The organism is Caulobacter sp. GW821-FHT05F04, from assembly GCF_059419665.1.
Genome location: NZ_JBWKSF010000005.1, coordinates 130,309 through 150,515, shown reverse-complemented (window position 1 = coordinate 150,515; position 20,207 = coordinate 130,309). Strand labels below are relative to the sequence as shown.

21 protein-coding genes and 1 pseudogene are annotated in these 20,207 nt (G+C 67.7%); 10 read left to right on the top strand and 12 right to left on the bottom strand.

All coding sequences use genetic code 11. From position 1 onward, the window contains the following. Nucleotides 1–109: 109 nt before the first annotated feature. Nucleotides 110–415 carry a tautomerase family protein gene (locus AC07R7_RS14970; protein ID WP_492885243.1) on the top strand — a complete coding sequence of 102 codons (306 nt, stop codon included), beginning with the start codon at nt 110–112 and terminating at the stop codon, nt 413–415. A gap of 43 nt (nt 416–458) precedes the next feature. Here the strand turns inward: AC07R7_RS14970 and AC07R7_RS14965 are convergent, their stop codons facing one another. The 4 genes and pseudogenes from AC07R7_RS14965 to AC07R7_RS14950 all read right to left on the bottom strand — a co-directional run bounded on the left by AC07R7_RS14965 (nt 459) and on the right by AC07R7_RS14950 (nt 3,242). Further along, a complete protein-coding gene (locus AC07R7_RS14965) occupies nt 459–692 on the bottom strand; it encodes a hypothetical protein (protein ID WP_494635698.1) in 234 nt (77 codons plus the stop codon). Between the two features lie 126 nt (nt 693–818). Then, nucleotides 819–917: pseudogene (locus AC07R7_RS14960) on the bottom strand (hypothetical protein); the annotation flags it as partial. Between the two features lie 361 nt (nt 918–1,278). Then, complete coding sequence (locus AC07R7_RS14955) at nt 1,279–2,259, bottom strand: alpha/beta fold hydrolase (protein ID WP_494635697.1); 981 nt, start codon at nt 2,257–2,259, stop codon at nt 1,279–1,281. Nucleotides 2,260–2,372: 113 nt separating this feature from the next. Then, entirely contained in the window at nt 2,373–3,242 is an 870-nt protein-coding gene (locus AC07R7_RS14950) for a LysR family transcriptional regulator (protein ID WP_494635696.1), read from the bottom strand. Nucleotides 3,243–3,343: 101 nt separating this feature from the next. On the opposite strand from AC07R7_RS14950, the gene AC07R7_RS14945 reads away from it, so the two are divergent. Continuing rightward, nucleotides 3,344–4,348, top strand: coding sequence for a zinc-dependent alcohol dehydrogenase family protein (locus AC07R7_RS14945; RefSeq protein WP_492885249.1), 1,005 nt, complete (start codon nt 3,344–3,346; stop codon nt 4,346–4,348). 49 nt (nt 4,349–4,397) lie between these two features. Here the strand turns inward: AC07R7_RS14945 and AC07R7_RS14940 are convergent, their stop codons facing one another. After that, complete coding sequence (locus tag AC07R7_RS14940; protein WP_492885250.1) at nt 4,398–5,231, bottom strand: oxidoreductase; 834 nt, start codon at nt 5,229–5,231, stop codon at nt 4,398–4,400. A gap of 125 nt (nt 5,232–5,356) precedes the next feature. Between AC07R7_RS14940 and AC07R7_RS14935 the strand changes: the two genes are divergently transcribed. Further along, nucleotides 5,357–5,878, top strand: coding sequence for a helix-turn-helix transcriptional regulator (locus AC07R7_RS14935; RefSeq protein ID WP_494635695.1), 522 nt, complete (start codon nt 5,357–5,359; stop codon nt 5,876–5,878). 28 nt (nt 5,879–5,906) lie between these two features. Here the strand turns inward: AC07R7_RS14935 and AC07R7_RS14930 are convergent, their stop codons facing one another. Next, nucleotides 5,907–6,254 carry a carboxymuconolactone decarboxylase family protein gene (locus AC07R7_RS14930; RefSeq protein ID WP_494635694.1) on the bottom strand — a complete coding sequence of 116 codons (348 nt, stop codon included), beginning with the start codon at nt 6,252–6,254 and terminating at the stop codon, nt 5,907–5,909. Nucleotides 6,255–6,296: 42 nt separating this feature from the next. Beyond that, nucleotides 6,297–6,758: a nuclear transport factor 2 family protein gene (locus tag AC07R7_RS14925; protein WP_494635693.1), complete on the bottom strand. Its 462-nt coding sequence runs from the start codon at nt 6,756–6,758 to the stop codon at nt 6,297–6,299. 244 nt (nt 6,759–7,002) lie between these two features. Between AC07R7_RS14925 and AC07R7_RS14920 the strand changes: the two genes are divergently transcribed. The 5 genes from AC07R7_RS14920 (at nt 7,003) to AC07R7_RS14900 (ending at nt 13,615) form a co-directional block, all read left to right on the top strand. After that, a complete protein-coding gene (locus AC07R7_RS14920; RefSeq protein WP_494635692.1) occupies nt 7,003–7,590 on the top strand; it encodes a helix-turn-helix domain-containing protein in 588 nt (195 codons plus the stop codon). 282 nt (nt 7,591–7,872) lie between these two features. After that, the gene (locus tag AC07R7_RS14915; protein WP_494635691.1) at nt 7,873–10,746 is read left to right on the top strand and encodes an ATP-binding protein; all 2,874 of its coding nucleotides are present in this window, start codon (nt 7,873–7,875) and stop codon (nt 10,744–10,746) included. 127 nt (nt 10,747–10,873) lie between these two features. Next, complete coding sequence (locus tag AC07R7_RS14910) at nt 10,874–12,259, top strand: aldehyde dehydrogenase family protein (RefSeq protein WP_494635690.1); 1,386 nt, start codon at nt 10,874–10,876, stop codon at nt 12,257–12,259. A gap of 6 nt (nt 12,260–12,265) precedes the next feature. After that, nucleotides 12,266–12,985 carry an alpha/beta fold hydrolase gene (locus tag AC07R7_RS14905; protein WP_494635689.1) on the top strand — a complete coding sequence of 240 codons (720 nt, stop codon included), beginning with the start codon at nt 12,266–12,268 and terminating at the stop codon, nt 12,983–12,985. A 156-nt stretch (nt 12,986–13,141) separates the two neighbouring features. Next, nucleotides 13,142–13,615 carry a hypothetical protein gene (locus AC07R7_RS14900; RefSeq protein ID WP_492885266.1) on the top strand — a complete coding sequence of 158 codons (474 nt, stop codon included), beginning with the start codon at nt 13,142–13,144 and terminating at the stop codon, nt 13,613–13,615. 77 nt (nt 13,616–13,692) lie between these two features. On the opposite strand, the gene AC07R7_RS14895 is transcribed toward AC07R7_RS14900, so the two are convergent. The 3 genes from AC07R7_RS14895 to AC07R7_RS14885 form a co-directional block, all read right to left on the bottom strand. Beyond that, the gene (locus AC07R7_RS14895; RefSeq protein ID WP_494635688.1) at nt 13,693–14,634 is read right to left on the bottom strand and encodes an MBL fold metallo-hydrolase; all 942 of its coding nucleotides are present in this window, start codon (nt 14,632–14,634) and stop codon (nt 13,693–13,695) included. Between the two features lie 120 nt (nt 14,635–14,754). After that, nucleotides 14,755–15,087 carry a hypothetical protein gene (locus AC07R7_RS14890; protein ID WP_492885270.1) on the bottom strand — a complete coding sequence of 111 codons (333 nt, stop codon included), beginning with the start codon at nt 15,085–15,087 and terminating at the stop codon, nt 14,755–14,757. 135 nt (nt 15,088–15,222) lie between these two features. Further along, complete coding sequence (locus tag AC07R7_RS14885; RefSeq protein ID WP_494635687.1) at nt 15,223–15,966, bottom strand: SDR family NAD(P)-dependent oxidoreductase; 744 nt, start codon at nt 15,964–15,966, stop codon at nt 15,223–15,225. Between the two features lie 146 nt (nt 15,967–16,112). Between AC07R7_RS14885 and AC07R7_RS14880 the strand changes: the two genes are divergently transcribed. Beyond that, nucleotides 16,113–16,994 carry an AraC family transcriptional regulator gene (locus tag AC07R7_RS14880; RefSeq protein WP_494635686.1) on the top strand — a complete coding sequence of 294 codons (882 nt, stop codon included), beginning with the start codon at nt 16,113–16,115 and terminating at the stop codon, nt 16,992–16,994. A 615-nt stretch (nt 16,995–17,609) separates the two neighbouring features. Next, complete coding sequence (locus AC07R7_RS14875; protein ID WP_494635685.1) at nt 17,610–17,852, top strand: hypothetical protein; 243 nt, start codon at nt 17,610–17,612, stop codon at nt 17,850–17,852. Nucleotides 17,853–17,877: 25 nt separating this feature from the next. Here AC07R7_RS14875 and AC07R7_RS14870 read toward each other — a convergent pair whose 3' ends face one another. Both AC07R7_RS14870 and AC07R7_RS14865 read right to left on the bottom strand, forming a co-directional pair. Next, nucleotides 17,878–18,447, bottom strand: a complete 570-nt coding sequence (locus tag AC07R7_RS14870) for a gluconate 2-dehydrogenase subunit 3 family protein (RefSeq protein WP_494635684.1) — start codon at nt 18,445–18,447, stop codon at nt 17,878–17,880. Next, complete coding sequence (locus AC07R7_RS14865) at nt 18,447–20,195, bottom strand: FAD-dependent oxidoreductase (RefSeq protein WP_492885280.1); 1,749 nt, start codon at nt 20,193–20,195, stop codon at nt 18,447–18,449. Before AC07R7_RS14865 ends, AC07R7_RS14870 begins: the two co-directional genes overlap by 1 nt. Nucleotides 20,196–20,207: the final 12 nt, after the last annotated feature.

Here is a 20,207-nt window from a genome sequence, read left to right as displayed (position 1 = left end):
GCGCGAGCAACTAATGCGCTGACAAGCCTCGGGGACGCATGCGTCCAAGTCGCAGGAACGCTCCGCCCGCAAAGTGCAGCCCTTTCCCAACCCTGAAAGGAACGCGACCATGCCCTTTGTGAACGTAAAGCTCGTCGAAGGCGTCTTCACGCCGGATCAGAAGCACGAAATGGCCAAGGCCCTGACCGAGGTCATGGTCAGGTTCGAGGGCTCGGAGGCCTTCCGAGAAGTTGTCTGGGTGCTGATCGAGGAGCTGCATCCCGACGGCTGGCATATCGGTGGACGGCCGTTCCAGGGGCCCAAGTCCCTGCAGGAAACCCTCGACAAGTCCGCCGCCATCGCCGCGACCATCAAAGGACGCCCGACGACGCGCGCCGAGTGGGCGGAGGCCGCGCCGTTGCCGCCTTCCGCCTAGGCCAGCGCCCTCGCTTAGCGGCGCCGAAACACGTTCGGCTTCGCTAGGCGAGGGCCTCGCCGACCAGGGCGTGAGACACCGTCCACAGCCGCTCGGCGTTTTCGGGATCGAGGGCGTAGGGCGCATAGCCGCTGACCAGGTCGGCCGGGCGTTTCGCGATCGGCCGGGACTCGTTGCAGTCCTCGAAATAGCGACCACCGACACCCTCCAGCAACGGCGAGGCCGCCAGAAGGACCGAGGTCGCCGCGCCCTGTTCGACGGTCTTTCGGCGCTCCACAGGGGCCCTCAGCCCTCCGGTGTGTTTCTGCAAGCCCGTCGCGATCGCGCCTGGATGCAACGCATTTGCGATGATGCCCGCAGGCTTCGGTGACGAGCAGACCTCCGGCGAGTCTCGCAGCGACGGATCATGCACGACGGAAAAGACGGGCTCGCCACCGATGATCAGAGCCAGTGAGCTCGACCAGAGGGGCGGGCCCTGAAGGAAGTGATAGGCCCCATCGATGGGGTCATAGAGCTAGTAAGGATGTCCATCCTGCTCGTTGACGTGCTCTTCGTCCGCCCAGCTGATTTCGGGATAGTCGATCGCGAGCGTCTTACGACGATCCCTGGCGGGCGCTGAGGCACCTGATCCAGTCAATCACGGCTTGGATCGGTTGATCGGGCCCCGGCCACTCACCGATTGAGGTGAGTTGGAGCGCGTTCTTGCGAACGAGTTCAGCGACCCGCGTCGCATCAATGCCGAGGTGGTGCATACCGGCGACTTCTCTGATCAAGCTTCAAAATGGATGTGTCGGCGCGCCCTCGTCCGGCCGTCAGTGAGGAGCAAGACGAGGGTCCGCCGTCTGTCGCGGATCGGTGGCGCTTTAGCCGCGGATGAAGGCGAGCAGATCCTGATTGATTGTATCAGCCTGGGTCGTCGCCATCCCGTGCGGAAAGCCTGGATAGGTCTTGAGCACGCCGTTCTTGACCAGCTTGATGGCCAAGCGGGCGCTGTCGCCGATCGGGACGATCTGGTCGTCCTCGCCGTGCATGATCAGCACGGGCGCGTCGATGGTCTTCAGGTCTTCGGTGAAGTCGGTCTCGGAAAAGGCCGCGATGCAGTCGTACTGGGCCTTGGCGCCGCCGGCCATGCTCTGGCGCCACCAGTTGTTGATCAAGCCCTGGCTGACCTTCGCGCCTGGACGATTGAAGCCGTAGAACGGCCCTTCGGGGACATCCCGGTAGAACTGGGCGCGATTGGCTTGTAGCGCCGCGCGGAAACCGTCGAAGACGTCCATGGGCAGGCCGCCAGGATTGGCCGGAGTCTTCAGCATGATAGGCGGGATGGCGCCGATCAGGACAGCCTTGGCGACATGGTCGCCGCGCCCGAAGCGCGCCACGTAGCGCGTGACGACACCGCCGCCCGTCGAATGGCCGACCTGCACCGCGTTCGCCAGGCCCAGGGCTTGGACCACGGCGTGGGTGTCGGCGGCGTAGGCGTTCATCTCGTTGCCGTCGTCCGTCTGGGTCGAGCGGCCATGGCCGCGCCGGTCGAAGGCGACGACGCGAAAGCCTTGGGCGCCGAAGAACAGCATCTGGTTGTCCCACTCGTCGGCGGTCAGCGGCCAGCCGTGATGGAAGACGATCGGCTGGCCGCCGGCCGGGCCCCAGTCCTTGTAGAACAGCTCGACGCCGTCCTTGGTCTTGACCAACCCGCTGCTCGGGCGGGACGGCGTGAACGTGGTCGCGGCCTGGGTTTTGGACGGCGATAGCGTTGGCGCCGTCGCGATGGCCGCCAGGCCTAGGCCGGACGTCATCACCGCGCGTCGTGACGCGGTTTGGTCGTTGGTTGAACGCTCGCTCATTTCAAACCTCCTCTGATGACCGACGCGGTCGGCTATGGGAGGAGGCTGATCCAGACGCTGGAGAAGGGCTTGAGCGTATCGGGCCCTTCTTGGATCCGTAGAGCTGGGCGGCGTTAAGAGGCGAGGGCGGGGATTCGCGCGATCAGAAGGCCGGCAAGAGCCCGCAATCGCGGCAGGCGCCGCAGGTCCCGGTGATAGCCCAGCCATTGCGTCCGGCTCGGCGGGTCCTCATCCAATTCGATCCGCTGAATGCCAGGGGCGGAGTCGCCCAGCGGACGCGGCAGCACCGCCAGACCGGCGCCCAGAGCGCAAAGCTGGGCCTGCACCTCGCGACTGTTGCTGCGCGAGGCGATCCTGGCCCCCGGTAGACGTCGCGTGATCCAGCCCACGTCAGGCATGCCGCCGAACGCGGTGTCCATGACCACCAAGGCGTGGCCTTCGCCGTCTCCGATCGGCTCAACGCAAGTCCCGGGGCGACCGTATAGGCCGTAAGAGATGGTCACGAGCCGGCGGGCGATCACCTCGGCTTCGCTGAACGGCACCATGCGCACGACGAGGTCGGCTTCGCGGCGCGCCAAGCTGTAGATGCGCGGATCGGTCAACGTCTCGACCACCACGGCAGGATGGAGGTCAGCCAGCTCGGCCAGGACTGGCGCGAGCAGCACGCGGGCGAACCAGTCCGAACAGGAGACGCGGAGCTCGCCTGCCAGAGCCGCGTCGCTGCCTGACAAGGCACGCAGCAAGGCGAGCGACTCCGTCTCCATCCGTTCAGCATGAGCCAGCAGTGTCTGGCCCTCATCGGTCAGGACAAAGCCGTCCGCGGTGCGTTGGAAGAGCGCCGCGCCGATCGCCGCTTCGAGCACTTTCAGTCGCCGTCCCATGGTCGGCTGCGAATGACCAACCCGACGGCCGGCCGCGCCGAGCGTGCCCTCCCGCGCGATCGCCAGGAAAATCGGAAGGTCGCTCCACTCGAACGCCGCCACGCCTCACCCATTCAAAACTGAATGATTATCGTGTCAAGTCTTCTATTCCAGTCAATCCTGTTTGGGTGGTTTCTTGAGCTCATCCAACTGGAGTTGCTCCGATGAGCTCGATCCAAACCATGACCGCCGCCGTCGTCACGTCTCGCGACGGCCCCTTCGCCCTCCAGCCCGTGGCGCGCCCGACACCCGGTCCGGCCGAAGTGCTGGTCCGCGTCGAGGCCAGCGGCCTCAATCCGCTCGACCTGAAGATCCGCGCCGAGCAGGCGGCGCACGCGCGCAATCCACTGCCGGCGGTGCTGGGCATGGACCTGGCCGGCGAGGTGGAGGCCGTCGGCGCCGACGTGGCGGGTTTCACGCCGGGCGATCGCGTCTTCGGCCTTGTCGGCGGTGTTGGGGGACTGCAAGGCGCCCACGCCCATTATGTCTCCGTAGATGCGAGCCTTCTCGCCAAACGGCCGACGAGCCTCGCCGCGCGTGAGGCCGCCGCTCTGCCGCTGGTGGCGATCACCGCCTGGGAAGGTCTTGTCGATCGCGCGAAGGTCCAGCCTGGACAGACGGTGCTTGTCCAAGGGGGCGCGGGCGGCGTTGGCCATCTGGCCGTTCAGATCGCCCTGACCAAGGGCGCCCGGGTCTACGCCACCGCCCTGGGCGAGGCGGATCAGAACTACTTGCGCGACCTGGGCGCGGTCGCCATCGACGGCGCGCGCGCGGTCGAGGACTATGTCGCCGAGCATACCGCAGGCGCAGGTTTCGAGATCGTCTACGACACCGGCGGCGGAGCGCTCCTGGACGCCTCGTTCCAGGCCGTCAAAAGGTTTGGCCACGTTGTCAGCTGCCTGGGCTGGGGCGTGCACGCGCTGGCGCCGCTCTCGTTCAAGCAGGCGACCTATTCGGGCGTGTTCACGCTGCAGCCGCTTTTGAGCGGCGAGGGGCGCCGCCACTTCGGCGAGATCCTGGCCGAGGTGGCGGCTCTGGCGGACCTGGGGGCGTTGAAGCCGCGCCTGCACGAAGGCCGGTTTGGCCTGGACACCCTGGACGCGGCCTACGAGACGCTGGCGCGTGGTCGCGCTGGCGGCAAGGTCGTTGTCGATGTCGCGCATCCCTGACGCCCGCGTCGGCGGCCCGCAAAGGGCCGCCGACGGCCGCTCTCCGCGTTTAGTCGGCCCGATGGTCGGTGTCGGCCGCCAAGCCGCCCCAGGTGGCGAGGATCTCGCTATCGCGGGCGTGCTTGGCGACAATCGCGGCGACCGTATCGCCGCCGAGAGGCAGGCGCACCGGGGGCGTGGGCATATTGGCCAGCCGCAGGATCGCGTCGGCCAGTCTCGCCGGATCGCCCGGCTGCTGGTGATTGAGTCCGCCCACCCGCGTACGAACAGCGCCAGCCGTCTCGGCATAGTCGGCGATCGGCGGCTGGCTGATCTTCAGCGAAGCTGGGTCCAGGAAGTCGGTGCGGAAGTATCCCGGTTCGACCGCCGTGACGTGGACACCCAGCGGCGCCAGTTCCGCCTGCATCGCTTCAGACAACCCCTCGACCGCGAACTTTGTGGCGCAATAGACGCCAAAGCCCGCCGCGCCCCGGTAACCGCCGATAGACGACATGTTGATCACGTGGCCGCGACGCTGCGCGCGCAGCGACGGCAGGACCGCGCGCGTCACCGCCAGCAGGCCAAAGACATTGACGGCGAAGAGCTGCTCGATCTCGCTGGCGCTGGCCTCCTCGACCGCGCCCACCAGGCCATAGCCGGCGTTGTTCACCAGAACATCGATCGCGCCGAACCGGTCGAGGGCCTTCTGCACGGCGACCTTGGCCTCTGTCGGTTGGGTCACGTCCAGCCGCACAGCCAGGAGGTTCGCGCGCTCGCCAAATCGAGCGGCGACGGCGTTCGGATCGCGCGCTGTGGCCACGACGTTGTCACCGGCTTGCAGGGCGGCTTCGGCGATCTGGGCGCCGAGACCGCGCGCCGCGCCGGTGATGAACCAGGTTTTCATGGGGGAGAACTCCTTGGGACTCGACGGCTTTCGTCGAACCTGGTGAGCAGACTAGGTCGCTCGTGCCCGCCTTGGATGTTGTGCGGTGTTGCGCGCTGTGAAGCCTCGCAAGCGGGTGGACCGCCATGGCGCTAGCCGCGCCCGAAGCCCGCGCGCCGCGGCCGCTGCAGTTGAGGGTCGCCGTCCTGCTGGATCAGGCGCTCGGCGCGCTTCCGGCCGACCCCATCGCGGCCCAGGTGCTGATCGGTCGGGCGCGGGAACTTCTAGAGCCGCCGCCGCGCGACGAGCGCCGTGCATTGGGAGGATCGGCCAGTTGTGTGCTGCCGGCTTGGCGCGCGCGCCAGATCGCCGCCTTTGTCGACGGCAATATCGGGCGCACGCTCTATAGCGCCGAACTGGCCGGCGCCGCCAAGATGAGCACGGGGCGGCTTGGCCGGGCCTTGAAGGCGACGTTTGGTCTGTCGCCGTCTGAATTCATCATGCAAAGGCGACTGCTGATGGCCCAGCGCCTGATGCTGGAAACCGACGACGCCCTGGCGCAGATCGCTCAGCTTTGCGGCCTCTGCGACCAAGCCCATCTTAGCCGCGCCTTTCGCAAGGCCTATGGCCAGACGCCGGCCGCTTGGCGTCGCGGCGCGCGGAGCTAGGCCCCGCGCGCGCCATAAACGTGATGACCTAGACCGTTGGCAACGCGTCCAACGCGTCCAGCGTCCGCGTCGAATAGACCAGGGCCGCGCCCGCGTTGATGGCGATGGCCACGCCAAGGGCTTCGGCGATCTCCTCCCGCGTGGCCCCCAGTCGATGCGCCGCCTCGGTGTGGACGCTGATGCAGCCATCGCACCGCAGGCTGACGGACGTCGCCAGGGCGATCAACTCGCGAGTCTTGGCGTCGAGATGGCCGGTCTTGGCGCCGGCGCCGCTGAGCGTGGCGTAGCCGCGCACGGTGTCGGGCGACAGCTTGCTGAGATCGCCGACGCCTTTCATCAGTTGGTCGCGATAGTCATTCCAGTTGAGCATGGTCATCAGGGGCTCCTTTTCCTAAGGTCGAAGGGAGAATGGGGGGGATCAGAGACCCAAATCGGACAGCGAGGGATGGTCGGCCGGCCGCGCGCCGAGCGGCCAGAAGAACAGGCGCTCGGACTCGCTGATCGGGAGGTCGTTGATGCTGGCCAGGCGCCATTCCATCAGGCCGTCGGCGCCAAACTGCCAGTTCTCGTTGCCGTAAGAGCGGAACCAGGCGCCCGTCGTGTCGCGCCATTCATAGGCGAAGCGAACGGCGATGCGGTTCTCGGTGAAAGCCCACAGCTCCTTGATCAGCCGATAGTCGAGCTCCTTCTCCCACTTGCGGGTGAGGAAGGCGACGATCGCCTCGCGGCCCGTAAAGAAGTCGCTGCGGTTCCGCCAGACGCTGTCCGGCGTATAGGCCTGGGCCACGGCGACGGGATCTCGGCTGTTCCAGCCATTCTCGGCCGCCTGCACCTTCTGCCGGGCGGTCTCGAGGGTGAACGGGGGGAGTGGGGGACGCATGACGGCCTCTTTGCAGTCTGTTGGAGGGGGCGAGAGACGCCGACGCCCTTCGCCCTTTGATCTGCGCACGGACCTTGCCGAGCCACGAGTCAGGCGACGTGAAGCCTTGTGAAGCCTCCCGGCGAACGCTGTTGTGCGAGGAGCGGCGAAAACCTTCGCGAGGCCTCACGCCCGGTCACGGCGCTTAACGCGCACTCGGCGCGATCCGGGTCGATGCTCCTGTCATCACGACAAGGAGGCTCTCATGCACAGCATCGCCCTGACAGACCGCCCCACCTGGGCGACGCCCGGCCAAGACATGGTCCGTGCTCTGATCGACGACGCGCTCAAGTCGCTGGACCGCGATCGGCATGCGGCGCGCACCTATCTGGGCCAGGCGCATCGGATCATCGATCGCGAACTGGATGTCGCGCCGATCGCTCCCGAAAACACGCCGCCCCGCTCCAAGGGCGCGCGTCTCACCGGCTGGCGGGTGCGCCGCCTGGCGGAATTCATCGAGGCGAACATCGAGCGGACCATCAAGGTCGGCGAGCTGGCCGGCGTAGTCCGCATCAGCACCAGCCAGCTGGGCCGCTGCTTCAATGTCACCTTCGGCCTGACGCCGTCGGACTACATCATGCGCCAGCGGCTAGAGCGGGCCCGGCACATTATGCTGAACAGCGATGAAGGCCTGGCCCAGATCGCCTACGCCTGCGGGCTATGCGACCAGGCCCACCTGACCCGCGCCTTCCGCAAGCACTACGGTTGTCCTCCGGCGGCCTGGCGCCGTGATCACCGGGGCGAGCGTCGAACCGCCCAGGCCTCGTGGACGGTGGCGGAGGCGGTCGCTTGAGGCCGCCGCCCCCGCCACGCGTCCGGCCCTACCGGGCGATCCGCTCGGAAACCTGGGCGGACCTGACCGCCGTCCTCGCTCGCGGCGAGGCCGGCGTGATCTTCGGACGCCTCCAGGGCTTGCAGGCGCAAACCGTCGAAAGCCAAGCACGCGAAGGGGACTTGAACGAACGCGCTTACGGACAAGCCCACGAACCCTGACTGTGGCTAAGCTGTGGGACCGCGCGGCGCTGAAGGCTGTGGCCGCGGCGGTTCTATCGGAGCCTTATAGAGGACAGTCCGTTTGGGGGACGCACGCGCCATCGACTCCGGCGAGGCCGCTGGCACACGCCAGGCGCTGTTCGGGCCCTACATGCTCGCGCCGGAGCAGCGGTTGCTGACGCGGCAGGGCGTTCCCGTCGCCGTCGGGGCGCGCGCGCTTGAGGTCCTGATCGCTCTGGTCAGCGAGCATGGCCGAGTGCTGACCCACCGGCAATTGATCGAGCGCGCCTGGGCGGGCCTAACGGTCGAGGAATCCAACCTGCGGGTCGCCGTGTCGGGACTGCGCAAGACCCTGCGCGAAGGCGAGGAGGGCGCGCGCTACATCGAGAATGTGGTTGGGCGAGGCTATTGCTTCGTCGCGCCGGTGCGGTGGCTCGACCTTGCATCTGAAGAGCCGCCGCCCTCCGTTGCACCGCCTCCGGCTCACAGCCTTTCAACCCGCCTACCGCTGCCTGCCGCGCGCGTGATCGGTCGCGACGTCGTCGTCGATTGCCTCGTCGCTGCGATGGGGGAGCGGTGTCTGACCTCCCTGGTCGGCGCCGGTGGTCTGGGCAAGACCACCGTCGCGGCGCTTGTCGCCCAGGCCCTGAAGGCGCGGGCGGCGATCGAGCCGGTGTTCGTTGACCTCAGCGCGGCCGATGATGAAGCCAGTCTGGTCAAGACGGTGGCGGCCGCGTTGGGCCTGGACGGATCGGGTCGCGAACTTGAGGAGACGGTGCTCACCGCCCTGGCTAGCCATCGCCTGCTGCTGGTCCTCGACGGCTGCGAACATCTGGTCGAAGCAGTCGCTGCGTTCTGCGATCGGCTCACCCGCCGCCTCGACGCCTATCTCATCCTTGTCACCAGCCGCGAAGCCCTGCGCGTGGAGGCCGAGACCGTCCATCTGCTTGAGCCCCTGGCCTTCCCACCCGCCGATGACGCCGCCGTCGCACGCCAGCCGCTCAGCTATTCGGCGGTGCAGCTCTTTATCGAGCGGGCGGAGGTCAGTGGTCGACGCGGGCCTTGGACGGATGAGGAGACGCGCCTTGCCGGGGACATTTGCCGACGCCTGGATGGCGTGGCGCTGGCGATCGAACTCGTGGCCAGCCGCGTCGGCGCCCTTGGCCTCAAGGGTGTCGCGGACCTCCTGGACGAGAGCCTGGGCCTGCAATGGCCAGGACGCCGCGACGCCGCCCCGCGCCACCAGACGCTGCAGGCGCTGCTCGACTGGAGCCACGACCTCCTGGGCGAACGCGATCGGCGCGTGCTGCGGCGCCTGGCGGTGTTCACCGGCCCCTTCAGCTTGAAGGACGCCCATGCGGTGGCCGGGGACGTGGGCGATGACGCGCTCGAGGTGGCCAACGCCCTGACGAGCCTCGTCGACAAGTCACTGATCTGGACGTCTCACGGCGGCGTGGGGCCTGTGCAGTTCCGGCTGTTGGACACGACCAGGGCCTACGCCCTCGCCAAGCTGACGCGCAGCGGGGAGGCGGAGATCACCGCCGAGCGACACGCCCTGCAGATGCTCGCGCGTCTCGCGGACGGCGCTCGTCCTGGCGCGTCACTCTTCCAAAAGTACGCCCCTTCGGCGGCGCCTGCCATCGGCGACGTGTTGGCGGCGCTGCGATGGGCGCAGGTCGCCCGTCCCCAAGACCTTTTCCCCAGCCTCGCCGTTGGCGCGGCGCCTCTGCTGCTGTCGCGCGCCCAATTAGAGGAGTGCGAGACCTGGTGCCTGAGGGCTTTGAACGGCCTCACCGAGGCGCGGCGTGGCGGGGTCGACGAACTGAGGCTGCTGGAAGCCGTCGCGATCGCTCGCATGTTCGGTCGGGGCAACCACGACGCCGTCCGCGAAACGATCGAGCGCGGCCTGGCGCTCGCCGAGCGTTTGGGCGCGCGCGCCGACCAGGTGCAGCTACTGGCGGGCCAGCACATCTTCCTCACGCGGATCGGCGAGTTCTCAGCGGCGCTCGACTGCGGGCGCCAATGCGCGGAGCTATGCGACCCCGTGCGTGATCCGGGTGGGGCGGCGCTGGCGCAATGGATGCTGGGCACCTCGCTCCATCTGGTCTCGGACCAGCGCCTTGCCCAGGAAGCGATCGACCGCGGCTTTGCCTACTGGGCTGGCGCCGACGCCGACGGCGCGGATGTCTTTGGCTACGACCACAAGGTGCGCGCGCTGATCGTGTTGTGCCGCGCGCTCTGGCTCCGCGGCGAGCGCGCGCGGTCGATCGAGGTGTGCGAGGCCGCCGTGGCCGAAGCCGAGCGCGGCGGCCGTCCGGTCAGCCTGTGCATCGCGCTGATCTACACCGCGACGGTCGCGCTATGGGACGAGGACTGGGAAACGGCCGAGCGCTTGATATCGCGTTTGATCGAGCATGCGGCTAGACACGGCATCGGTCCCTATCACGGCGTTGGCTTGGCCCTGGCAGGAGAACTGGATATCGGTCGGGGGCGATACGCCGAAGGCGTCGAGGGGCTGGATCTGGCGCTCGAGCGACTTGACCGGGAAGCCCACCGGCTTCTTTCGCCAGCGTTTTCCGGGACGCTCGCCTGGGGGCTCCACGCCCTGGGCGACCAGGCTAAAGCGCGACGGCGGATCCTCGCGGCGTTGGAAGACGCCAAGGCGATCGGCCAGCACTATGACCTGCCAAGGCTCTACCTGATCGCCAGCGAGGTAATGGCGGGCGATGGCGAAGAGGTCTCGCGTGGCCATGTGCTCCAGGCGCTGGAGGCCGCGCGGGCGGGTTCGGCGCTTAGCCTGGAACTCGCGGCGGCCATGGCGTTGCTGGCCTGCGGCGCTCCGGAGGCGGCGCGCGGCGAAGCGCGTGAGCGCGTCCAACAGCTGCTGGCCGCGATGCCCGACCAAGACGGTCCCTTGGCGCGGCGAGCGGCCGATATGGTGTCAGCTCCGACCTAGAGTTCGACGCTTTCACACCGATTCACGCCTTTGAACTGGCGGCCGCTCTGGCGGCGCCCCAGGCTTGAGAAGCCGTCCGGAGCGCGTTGCCTGGCCGTGCGATGATCGCGAAAGAGCTCATACCGACATGCTCTCCTATCGGCGGAATTTCATAGGCGGCCGGCGACAAGCGCCGCTTGGCCGCCTGCGCGTTGAGGTCCGTTCCCCTTATGACGACGCTTGGCTTGGTCAGGCGCCCCTGGCCGGCCAGGCCGACATCGAACTGGCGATCCAGGTCGCGCGTCAGGCGTTCCAGCGGCGGAGTTGGTCGGGATTGAGCCATCAGGCGCGCCTGGCTGTTCTCGATCGCTTCTGGCGTCTCTATCTCGCACGGGTCGATGAACTCGTCCTCCTAAGCGCCCGCCAGACGGCTCTGCCCGTGACGGCGGCGCGCGAGCTGATGGCGCAGGCCCTTGAGGCTGGCGAGGCTCGGCTGACCCATGCGCGCGGGAGTGTTGGCGGGGCGGACGCCGCCCCGCGCCGCCCCGCCGGGGTTGTAGCGGCCATCGCGGCCTGGAACGCAACCCAGCCCAGCGCCTTGTCCTGGTTGATGCCGAGCTTGCTTGCCGGCTGCTCGATGATCTTGGCGCTCCCGCCGGCCTGCCCGCTGGACGGCCAGTGGCTGGGCGAATTGCTGGCCGAAGCGGGTCTTCCTGACGGGGTGTTCAACATCTTGGTCGCCGACGAGGCCGCTTGCCTGGGGATGGCGGCGCATTCCGAGATCGATTGGCTGGCCTACTCCGGCCCCGCCGCGCTGGCCACGGATCTGGCCCGCGCGCGCGCAGCGGCGGGGAAGTCACTTGTCCACGGCGTGCAGAGCCGCACGACGGGCATCCTACTGCCGGACGCGGACCTCGGCGCGGTGATCTCGGCGCTTGGACCACGTCTGTTTCTGGCCAGCGGCCAGGGACCCTCCAATCCCAGCCGCTTGCTGGCGCCGCGGCACAGGCAGGCGGAATTGGTCGCGTCCCTGTCCAGCTTGGCCCGCACGTTGCCGGTCGGCGATCCGCGAGACGCCCGTACGATAATCGGGCCCCTCATTTCAGAGTCGGCGCGGGCGCGGGCAGCATTGCTGCTCGACGATGCGGCGGTCTCCGGCGCCGAAATCGTTCTGCGGGGTGACGACATTTCGCCAAGGCAAGGCGCGGTCATGGGCGCAGTCATGGGCCCGGCCCTAGCGGCCAATGTCTCGCCGACGATGAGCCTCGTTCGCGATGAGCCCTGGGCGCCGGTGGCGACGGTGATCCCCTATGGCGATCTCGACGAAGCGATCACGATCGCCAATGCTCTGCCAGGCCGGCCGAGCGCGGTCGTCTGGTCCGAGGAACCGGAGATCGCCCTGGCGGTCGCCACCCGTCTCCAGGCCCCGCACGTCGCCCTGAATCCCAAGGCGCTGGTCGCCGACCTCGCGGCGGTCGCACGCGATCGCGAGGATCCATTCTCGCGCCTTCAGGTCCTTACCAGCTCGGAATAGCGATCCATGGCCCGTTTCCTTCTGGTCCACGGCGCCTGGCACGGCGCATGGTGCTGGTCGCGCCTTGAACAGCGGCTCCAACGGCAGGGGCATGCAGTGGAGACGATAGATCTTCCAGGCGTCGGCGGGGCGCTGGACGCGCTCGGTGGAGTCGGCCTCGATGACTGTGCGCGGGCGATCGCCGCCGCCATCGGCGACGATCCGGTTTGGCTGGTCGGTCACTCCCTCGGGGGCGCGGCGATCACCGCCGCAGCGGCGATGCGCCCCGAAGGCGTCAAGGCATTGGTCTATGTCGCCGCCAGCGCGCCGCTTGCCGGCGAGTCGCATCTTCAGGCGCTTGGCCTCGGCCCCGCGGGCGCAGCGGTTCCGAGGATGATTGTCGACGCCGAACGCGGCGTGGCGGCGCTGAGCCGGCAGGACCGTATCGCGGCCTTCTATACGCGTTGCCCCGATGACCTGGCCGCCTGGGCCGCCGACCGTTGCGCGACCTGGCAGGCCCTGGGGCCGGCGGCCGATACGATACCGGGCGATCCGCCAGCCAGCATCGCGCGCTTCTATGTCCAATGCGCCCGCGACGAGGCCATTCCTTTGGAAACCCAGGCGGCCATGTGCGCGCGTCTGACCCTGGCCGGACTGGCGGTGCTCGACGCGGATCACTCGCCGTTTCTGTCAGACCCTGTCGCCTTGGCGGAAGCCTTCGCCGAGTTTGGGCGCTCGCTCGGTTGATCGGCGTAACACGCTGGGCAGGTTCGTCGCCGACCTAGGCATGTACCGCCGCCCACGCGACCATTTTGGGAACGGGTTGGCCGCGGCTTGTACGTCTGATCCGTGGCGCGGTTGTTGCGAAGCCCTCCCCAGTCATAGACCGAGGAGGGTTTCATCATGAGCATCATGGGCCTGACGGCCGGGCAGTCTATCGCGAGCCTGTCTCGGAAGGGCGCCGCGCCAACCGCTTCGCCTTCGCCAGCCGATCCCATCTCGCTTCCCAAGACGGCCTCGCTGCAAAGCCCGACGAGCCTGTTCGACTCCGACACCGCCAACGGCTTTTCATTGACGTTGCTGGGACCTTCCGGCGGCAGCCTGGACCCCGCGCTTAAGGCGCTGCTGAACGGCCAATTGGAGCAGCTTGGCGCCGTCGACACCGACGCCGGAGCCCGCGAGCCAGCGCCGGACGGCGCCCCGGCCGGTCAGCGGTTTAGGACCCCGGACACGTTCCACATGGACCTGGGCGGTGGGCGTTCCGTGGAGATCCATCACGGCGCGCCGGGGCAGGGGGAATACAACCCCGCCGCCATGCGGGCGATGATCGCCACGCTCGAGGCCATGCGCCACGCGCTCGGCGACCCCGTCGCATGAGCGGCTCGTCGCCCCCTTCTGGGGGAGGGTGAGGGCGACGAGCCTACCGAAGCTCGAACTGGGAGCTTCGGATCCGGTTACACGCCGCGATAGACGAGGCGCGTGAAGAGCTCGGGGCTGATGATCGCCTTGCCCCAGACGTCGTCGAAGGCGACCGTGGGACGGGCGGCGATCACCTGATCGACGCTCAGGCCCCGGGCCTTGAGCTTGGCGACGTTGTCGCGAATGGTCGCGAGCATGGCGCGATAGGCGATCAGGTCGTCGCGGCTGCCGACCGGCCCATGGCCCGGAACAACGATCGTACGCGGCCCGGCCTGAGCGATGCTGGCGTCTGCGGCCGCGATCATTCCGTCGATGCCGCCGCCGGCGACGTAGTCGATGAACGGATAGAGGCCGTTCCACCAAGTGTCGCCCGTGAGCAGAATGTCGGCCTGGGCGAAGTAGGCCGACAGGTCGCCATCGGTGTGGGACGGGACGTACGGGCGCAGGACGAGTTGGTCGCCGGCGAAGGCGATCGTCGTCGACGCCGTGATGCGCACGTCGGCGCGCTCGCTGGCCGCGACTGGTGTGAAGGTGTGACCCCATTCCTCGACGCGGATGGTCTCCTCCAGGTGGCGGGCGGTGTTGGCGTGGGCCACCACGACCGCGCCGTCCTGGCGCGCCCAGCCGTTGCCATCGGTGTGGTCCCAATGCCAGTGGGTGTTGATCACATAGCGCAGCGGACCCTTGCCCACGCGCGTGAGCGCGGTCCGCATCTTGGTCTTCGACAGCGCGATGCCGTCGTCGATTAACAGCAGGCCATCGGGACCGCCGATGGCGGCCATGTTCCCGCCGGAGCCCTCGACCAGATAGACGCCGCCACGCAGCGGCGTGAGGGTGATGTCTGCCGCGGCCGCCGCCTTGTTGATATTGGCGTAGGGCGTCTGGGCGGCCGCGGGTCCGGGCTGGGCGCCGAGCAGAGCGGCGACGAAGATGGCGAGGACCGCGCCTTGGCGCGAGAGGAACTGGGGATCGCTCATGGCTTTTCCTTGGGAATTCGGCGCGCAGCAACTGTCGCGTCCCCGGAATCTGCGCCTTGCCTCACCAGTGGGCTTGAAGCCGGGCCGCACGCATTTGGCTGAATACCGCCTTCAGCCTCCTCATCCAGCCTGGGTGGCGTCCAGGCGGTGGACCACCGGCGCCACCGTCCACGAGACTGTCCCTTGGTCGATGGCGTCGTGAACGGGCGAGTCGGCCAGTTCGGACATCAGACGACTGGCGGCCGCCCGACCTTGCGCCGCGCTTTCCCAGACCAGCATGTCGATGACCTCGCCGTCCGCGTCCTGGGCGATACGCCGCGATATGAAGCCGGGTTGGCGCTGGAGCCAGGGATCGACGTCGGCGTTGGCGCGGATGAAGTCACCGATCGTCAGCCCGTCGATGAGATGGAAGCGAGTGATTTCAATAGCCTGGGCCGGGGCGGACTTGGTCATGAAAGGAACCTTCGAAAAGGGGCGCGGCGCCGTCGGAGGCGGGGGGCATAAGCGGCCCCGCATGGTCGGCCGCCGCCTCCGGCGCGGCTTGAAGCCACGCCGCGCGCTCTTGGATTATCTCGTCCCGATCCTCGGTCAGATCAGGTAACCGCCCGCCACCTCGATCGACTGGGCGTTGATCCAAGCGCTCTCCTCGGAGAGCAGGGCGGCCACGACCCGGCCGACGTCGTCCGGCTCGCCGATACGGCCCAAGGCGGTCTGCCCCGCGAGCAACGCTTCGAAATCCGTCGTCAGGCCGCCGCCGAGCTCGGTGCGGATCGCGCCCGGGGAGACGGCGTTGGCGCGGATGCGCCGATCGCCGAACTCCTTGGCCATGTAGCGGGTCAGGACCTCGAGGCCGCCTTTGAACGCCGCATAGGGGGCGACGCCGGCGGTGGCCGCGCGGGTCGTGGCGCTGGTGATGTTCACGATGGCGCCGCCGTCGTTCATCAGCGGAAGCAGGGTCTGCGTCAGGAAAAACGGCCCCTTCAGATGCACGTTCAGGAGCCCGTCGAACTGGGCTTCGGTGACGCTTGAGATGGGCTCGAAGAGGCCATGGCCGGCATTGTTGACGAGGAAGTCGAAGCGCTCGCGCCCCCATTGGCTCTCGAGCGCCGCGCTCACAGCGTCACGAAACGCCGTGAAGCTCGAGACCTGGGCGACGTCGAGCGCCAAGGCCTTGGCCTTACCACCCATCGTCTCAATGCTGGCGACGACCGCCTCGGCGCCCTCGGGATGACTGTTATAGGTGACGATCACACCCATGCCGCGCTGGGCGCACTGCAGGGCGGCGCTACGACCCAGGCCGCGGCTTCCCCCCGTGATGATAACGACTGACATGCCCGCTCTCCGCGCTGATTGAGGCGCGGGAAATAGGCCAGCGGGATCTTTTCGGCGCTGGGAGATCCTGCCTTATCCTTGCCTGATCCTGCTTTGTGCTTGCGCGCAGCCGAGCCGCCGCGCAAGCAGTACGGATGGAACAGCCCTTGGACGCGCTGCGCCGTCTTGCGGCTCGCGCCGAAAGCCGGCGGACCGAGACTGGCATCCCGCGCTTGGCGATGGCGCAGGGCGTCATCCCCGAGCACGAGCTGGCCGCGGTCTATGAGCCGATGATCAATCTGATCCTGCGTGGATCAAAGTCCATGACCATCGGCGGCAAGACGCTGCGGTATGATCCGTCGACCTATTTCGTCATGTCAGTCGACTTGCCGGCCATAGGAACGGTCCACGCGGAGCCAACCGGAGAGCCTTATCTCGCCGTCAGCTTGACGCTGGACCGCGCGGTGATCGCATCGCTTCTGGAGCAGACTCCGCTTTCGGCGGGCGAGGGGGACGGCTATTCCGTCGCCGCGACAACGCCCGAACTGCTCGACGCCTGGGTCCGGCTCATGCGGCTAATGGAGCGGCCCGAAGACATTCCCGTCCTCGCGCCAGTTTATGAGCGTGAAGTTCTCTATCGCGTGCTCCAAGGGCCTCAAGGCTGGATGCTCCGCGACATCGCCACGCCGGGCGCGGCGCTGTCTGGCGTTCATGCGGCCGCCCGATGGATGCGGGAGCACTTCGATCAGCCGGCGTCGATTGACGACCTGGCTAGCCTGGCCGCCATGAGCGTCTCAGCGTTCCATCGACGCTTCAAGGCCGTGACCAGCATGACACCCCTGCAGTTCCATAAGACAATTCGCCTGATCCGGGCGCGAAGTCTCATGGTGACCGAGGGCCTAGGCGCGGCGGCGGCTTCCGACCGAGTTGGCTACGAAAGTCCGTCTCAGTTCAATCGCGAATACGCCCGGCTATTTGGTCGCTCTCCACGTCGGGACGCCGAGGCCCTGATCGGCCAGTGGCGAGGTTCTGGAGGAGGCGAGAGATAGGGTGGGGCTTAAAGCCAGGTTCCAGATCCGCTAATTCTGCTGACCATGGAGTTGCCCGGCGATGCCATTTCACAGCTCAGCTTTCGCGCTTGCAGATGGCCGTACTCGCTAGAACAGCGCTGGAGGTACGCCGTGGCCGGAGCAGCGCTCGGTCGTTACGGTCGCAGCGAAAAGAGTCAGCCAGTTGCAGAGAATTGAGTCAGAAGCGCCAGAAAGCCGGAACATCGGTAGAACTGGTGTCGAAGAACGCGCCAGTCGCAGAATTTGGAGTCAGTGACAACACAAGTACCCAGGATGACGCAGGTAAGATCGTCTAAGATATATTATCGGAAATAATGGAATTCTCAGGCCTTGACGCTGTCATAGTCCGAGAGGCCGCCACGTCGGCGCGCCGCGACGGCGCCATCCAGAAGGGCGCGGCGAAGAGGTCGGCGATGTCCGTGCGCCACGTCGGAAACGTCGCCTCGGGTCGTGGCTGTCCAACCATCGCGCTCTCCCTGTCGGGAAGAGAGCCATGGCGTTAAATACACGTCAAGGTAGGATTTCTGAAGAATACAATATATACTCGCATAACAGGCCGGAATGGGCGCTCGTTATCGGGAGGGAGCAGAGGTCATGACCCATCCGTCGCTCAGCGCGGGCGCGGCCCTGCTGGGCGCGCTGAACCTTGTCCTCGCGCCCATGGCCTGCGCCGCGCCCGTCGGCATGATGATCTGTACGGCCAAGGGGCCACGCCCGGCGCCGTCCGGCGATGACCGTCGCGACGCTCCCGCCCTGCCCTGTCACGGCGGCGCGCTGGCCGGCCGCAAAGGCGTGGCGGTCATGCCGCCCGATGGCGACGAGGCGGACGGGGATTGACGCTCCCGCCAGGATGATGGCGACGCTAGCGCGTCGCCCAGGCGCGGCCGATCTCGGATAGCGGCACGCAGCCGTGATAGGCGCCAGGCACGGGTTCGTACTTCAGGGCCACCGTCGCGCCGGGCTCGGAGGTGAAGTAGCCAACCGTGACCATGTCCTCCAGCGCCGGGAAGAAGTGGGACTGCCCCTGCCCTCGCGCGACACCGGCTTCCTGGTCGTAGGCCGTCAGCAGCGCGACCTGCTGCTCAGGCGTTAGCGCCACGAAGACATCGCCGTGCGCGGCGCGGGCGTCGGCGTCCATGCGGGCCAGTCCGCCCAGCAGTTGATCGATCTGACCCTTGTCGTAGAAGTCGCCCACGGCGCGATCGATAAACTGGGGGACGCCAGCCTCGCGGGCGCCGGGCGTGTCGGTCGCCGGGATGATCAGCTCGGCCACCACGTCGAGCAACCGGGCCTGGTCCGCCGTCAGGGCCGTCGGGGTCCAGGTCAGGGCCGGCGCGGGCGCCGCGGCGGCCAGGGCGCGCTCGGCCCAGCCCGTCGAGGCGACGCCGACCGCCAGGGCCAGGCCGCGAAGCGTGTCGCGTCGGTTCAGCATCACAGGTCTCCCCGCTTGCGAGCCTTCACCGCGTGGTCGGCGGCGCGGGCGGTCAGGGCCATGTAGGTCAGGGACGGGTTCACGCACGAGGCCGATGTCATGGCGGCCCCGTCGGTGACGTAGACGTTCTTGCACTCGTGGACCTGGTTATGGGCGTTCAGCACCGAGGTCTTCGGGTCGCGCCCCATGCGGGCGGTGCCCATCTCGTGGATGCCCAGACCCGGGGCGTAGCCGCCGTCGTGGCCCTTGACGTTCTTGAAGCCGGCGGCCTCCAGCATCTCGACCGCCGCCTGCTGCATGTCGCGGCGCATGGCCATTTCGTTCTCGCGCATGGTGACATTGAACGACAGCGTCGGCAGGCCGAACTGGTCCTTCACGTCGCGGTTCAGGGTGATGCGGTTGTCCTCGTAGGGCAGGATCTCGCCGAAGCCGCCCAGACCCATGCTCCAGGGGCCCGGCTGGCTGAGCGCGGCTTTGCGCGCCGCGCCGAAGCCCTTGGCGCCCTGCCCGCGCTCGCCGAGGTCGCGATCCCAGATCGGACGCGAGGCGCCGCCCTGGTAGCCGAAGCCGCGCAGATAGTCGGTCCGCTTGGTGGCCGCGTCACCCAGGTTTCGGAAGCGCGGCACGTAGATCCCGTTCGGACGCCGCCCCGAATAGTACATGTCGGCGAACTCGGGCGCCTCGCCCGACGCGCCCACGCCCAGATGGTGGTCCATGACGTTGCGGCCCAGCTGGTCGCTGCCGTTGCCAAAGCCGTTCGGGAACCGCGAACTGGTCGAGTTCATCATGATCCAGGCCGAGTTCAGGGCCGAGGCGCACAGGAAGATGACGTCGGCGTGGAATTCCTCGTCCCGCCGGGTCACGGCGTCCAGGATCCGCACCCCGGTCGCCTTGCCGGCCTTCTCGTCATAGATCAGCTCGGTGACGATCGAGTTCGGGCGGATCACCAGGTTGCCGGTGCGCTCGGCCGCGACCAGACCGCCGGAGTTGGAGCTGTAGTAGGCGCCGAACGGACAGCCCCGAATGCACTGGTTGCGGTACTGGCACTTGGTGCGGCCCAGGCTGAGCTGTTCCTCGGTCGGCTCCGTCAGGTGGGCCGCGCGGCCGATGCTGACGCGGCGTTCCGGGAAGCGGGCCTCCGAGCGGCTCTTGAAGGCCTTCTCGACGCAGTTCATCTCCATCGGCGGCTGGTAGTGGCCGTCGGGGAAATGCGGCAGGCCCTCGGGCTGGCCCGAGACGCCGATGAAGCGCTCGACATGCTCGTACCAGGGGGCCAGTTCTTCATAACGAATCGGCCAGTCGACGCCGATGCCCTCCTTGGCGTTGGCCTCGAAGTCGATCGGGCTGTGGCGATAGCTCTGGCGGCCCCAGGTCAGCGAGCGACCGCCGACGTGATAGCCGCGGATCCAGTCGAAGCGGTTTTCCTCGGTATAGGGGTTCTCGTCGTCCCTGACGAAGAAGTGCTGGCTGTACTCCGTCATCGTGTAGCCGGTGCGGCGCTGCACCGGGTAGTGCGCGTCCAGCTCGGCTTTCGGCAGCTGTCCCTGCGGGTACTTGGTCTGCCAGGGATCGAGGACGGCGGTCGGATAGTCCTCGAGGTGGCGGACCATGCGCCCCCGTTCCAGCACAAGGACCTTAAGGCCCTTCTGGGTCAGCTCCTTGGCCGCCCAGCCGCCCGTGATACCGCTACCAACAACGATCGCGTCGTAAGTGTTCTTACGCCGCGCGCGGCCGTTCAGATTGGCCATGTTCACTCCCTT